This is a genomic window from Thermoplasma sp., from assembly GCF_023256435.1.
Lineage (GTDB): Archaea > Thermoplasmatota > Thermoplasmata > Thermoplasmatales > Thermoplasmataceae > Thermoplasma.
This window is the reverse complement of sequence record NZ_JAGDXM010000008.1, coordinates 25,784-27,893: the sequence shown is the minus strand read 5'-3', so window position 1 is coordinate 27,893 and position 2,110 is coordinate 25,784. Positions and strand designations below refer to the sequence as shown.

Here is a 2,110-nt window from a genome sequence, read left to right as displayed (position 1 = left end):
ATGCTCGTATATCAGAAATCAAGAAGATAGGCAAGCAGCAGGCGGAAGGAAAAGTTGTGGATGGAATATGAGAGAATTGGAATTCACAATGGACCGGTCGGGGTTTGAACCCGAGGCCTCCTGCTTGCAAAGCAGGCGATCTACCGCTGATCTACCGGCCCTCATCTAGGTGAATTTCTACAAGGCTTTAAAATTATCGATGTTATACATCTTGCAGATGGAAGCCGGGATGCAGTGCGGAATAGATGAGGCCGGGCGCGGGCCAGTTATAGGGCCCATGGTTATATCGATCGTTTGCTGCGATACAGAGTTCCTAAAGGGAATTGGAGTTAGGGATTCAAAGGTTTTATCGAGGAAGCGGAGATCCGAAATATTCAAATCGATAATGGATCGATGCCATGTGAGATACAGGATCCTCAGTCCTGAGGAAATAAACAGGATGATGGCAATGGAATCGCTGAATAAGATCGAGGAGGACGAAATAATCGAACTTCTTAAGTATGCAGAATCAACCGTGTACATAGATTGCTACGATGTCATAGAGGAGAGAGCACAGGAGGCCATAGAGCGTCGGTCCGGAAAGAAGGTTGTGTGCAGGCATAAGGCAGATGCCATCTTTCCAGCCGTATCTGCAGCCTCCATCGTATCAAAGGTGCTGCGCGACGCTGAGATAGATAAGCTTCATGAAAAATACGGAAATTTCGGATCTGGATATCCATCGGATCCGAGAACCATCGAATTTCTTCACGACTTCTTGAAAAGCTCCAGGGAACCGGAGAAGATAGTGCGCATGCACTGGTCCACGGTAGGGCGTATAATGGACGAAATAAAAAATCAGAAAAAATTGTTTTAGTCTAGGGCGAACTTGTAGCCGTACACGATCACGCCTGTATCCCCATCCTCTCCCATGCGCCTGAACACCGCATGGACATGCTTTCCTATTTCGACCTCTGAGGGATCGCAGTCTACGATCTGCCCGGTTATCATTGGCCCCTCCTCCGTCCTTATCAGCGCCAGAACGTAGGGCTTCTGCCTGGAGAATCTCGGCGGAGCTTCGTGAACCACGGTGAAGCTCTCTATAACGCCCTCACCGGAAAGCTCCAGATCCTTCATCTTTCCTATCGATTCCCTGTGGCATGTGGGGCAGACCTCCCTTGGCGGAAAGTAAACCCTGCCACAGTTATCGCATCTGGTGCCAAGGAGCCTGTACCTGTGCTCGCTCTCCCTCCAGAATCTTGACAGCTGTCCCATTATCACTCACCCACTATATGGACGACCGATGTCGCCCCTGTTCCTGCCATATTGTGCAGCATACCATACCTCGCATTCTTCACCTGCCTCTGCCCGGCCTTACCCTTCAACTGCAGATAGGCCTCGTAGAACTGCGATACGCCTGTAGCTCCGAGCGGGTTCCCCTTCGCCTTCAGACCGCCTGAGGGGTTCACCGGAAGGCCTCCGTCTATCTTTATCTCGCCCAGAAGATCCCGTCCTTTGCCCTTATCAGCGAAGCCCAGATCCTCAAGCTCAATGAGGCCGTATATGCTGTACGAATCGTTGAGTTCGACGAATGAAATGTCATTCCTCTTTATTCCAGCCCTCTCGATCGCCTGCTTCGCCGCTATCCTCGTCGATTCAAGCGTGTATATGGACTTCCTGCTGTGCAGCGCAAGGTAGTCCTCCGACATGGCCGAACTGACTATCCTTATACCGTCAAGCCTGTTCTTCTTGCGGTACTCATCCGATGCAAGAATGATAGCTGAAGCTCCATCGGATATGGGAGAGCAGTCGAACACGTTAAGCGGTTCCGCAACAGGATCGCTCTTCAGTACCTGATCAACCGTTATCTTATTCCTGTACTGCGCGTCAGGGTTCATGGACGCGTTCGCATGGTCGTTGACCGCTATCATGGCGAGATCCTCCCTTGGAACCTTGAAATCGTGCATGTATCTCCGCGCCGTTATTGCGGCAAGCGCCGCCGGTGTTGCGCCGTTGAAGCTCTCCCACTCCCTGTCCAGGATAGATGACTGCACATCGATGATCTCCGAACCGTATATGTCCGTCATCTTCTCAACGCCGCCAACCATCACCACATCGTACTCTCCGGACTTTA

General features: G+C 51.2%; 3 protein-coding genes and 1 tRNA gene. 1 reads left to right on the top strand and 3 read right to left on the bottom strand.

From position 1 onward, the window contains the following. Positions 1-89 precede the first annotated feature (89 nt). Positions 90-161 (bottom strand) — tRNA-Ala (locus Q0C15_RS00895). Between the two features lie 56 nt (positions 162-217). Here Q0C15_RS00895 and rnhB point away from each other — a divergent pair. Then, positions 218-853: a ribonuclease HII gene (gene rnhB / locus Q0C15_RS00890; RefSeq protein ID WP_297215040.1), complete on the top strand. Its 636-nt coding sequence runs from the start codon at positions 218-220 to the stop codon at positions 851-853. Here the strand turns inward: rnhB and Q0C15_RS00885 are convergent. Further along, a complete protein-coding gene (locus tag Q0C15_RS00885) occupies positions 850-1,251 on the bottom strand; it encodes a Zn-ribbon domain-containing OB-fold protein (RefSeq protein WP_110642730.1) in 402 nt (133 codons plus the stop codon). The two genes, rnhB and Q0C15_RS00885, sit on opposite strands and share 4 nt — an antisense overlap. Before the next feature lie 2 nt (positions 1,252-1,253). Then, positions 1,254-2,110, bottom strand: an 857-nt coding sequence (locus Q0C15_RS00880) for a thiolase domain-containing protein (RefSeq protein ID WP_297215039.1), incomplete at its 5' end; no start/stop codon positions are given.

Coding starts and splice junctions, on each gene's coding strand:
- rnhB (WP_297215040.1), top strand. CDS start 218: ATGGAAGCCGGGATGCAGTGCGGAATAGATGAGGCCGGGCGCGGGCCA.
- Q0C15_RS00885 (WP_110642730.1), bottom strand. CDS start 1,251: ATGGGACAGCTGTCAAGATTCTGGAGGGAGAGCGAGCACAGGTACAGG.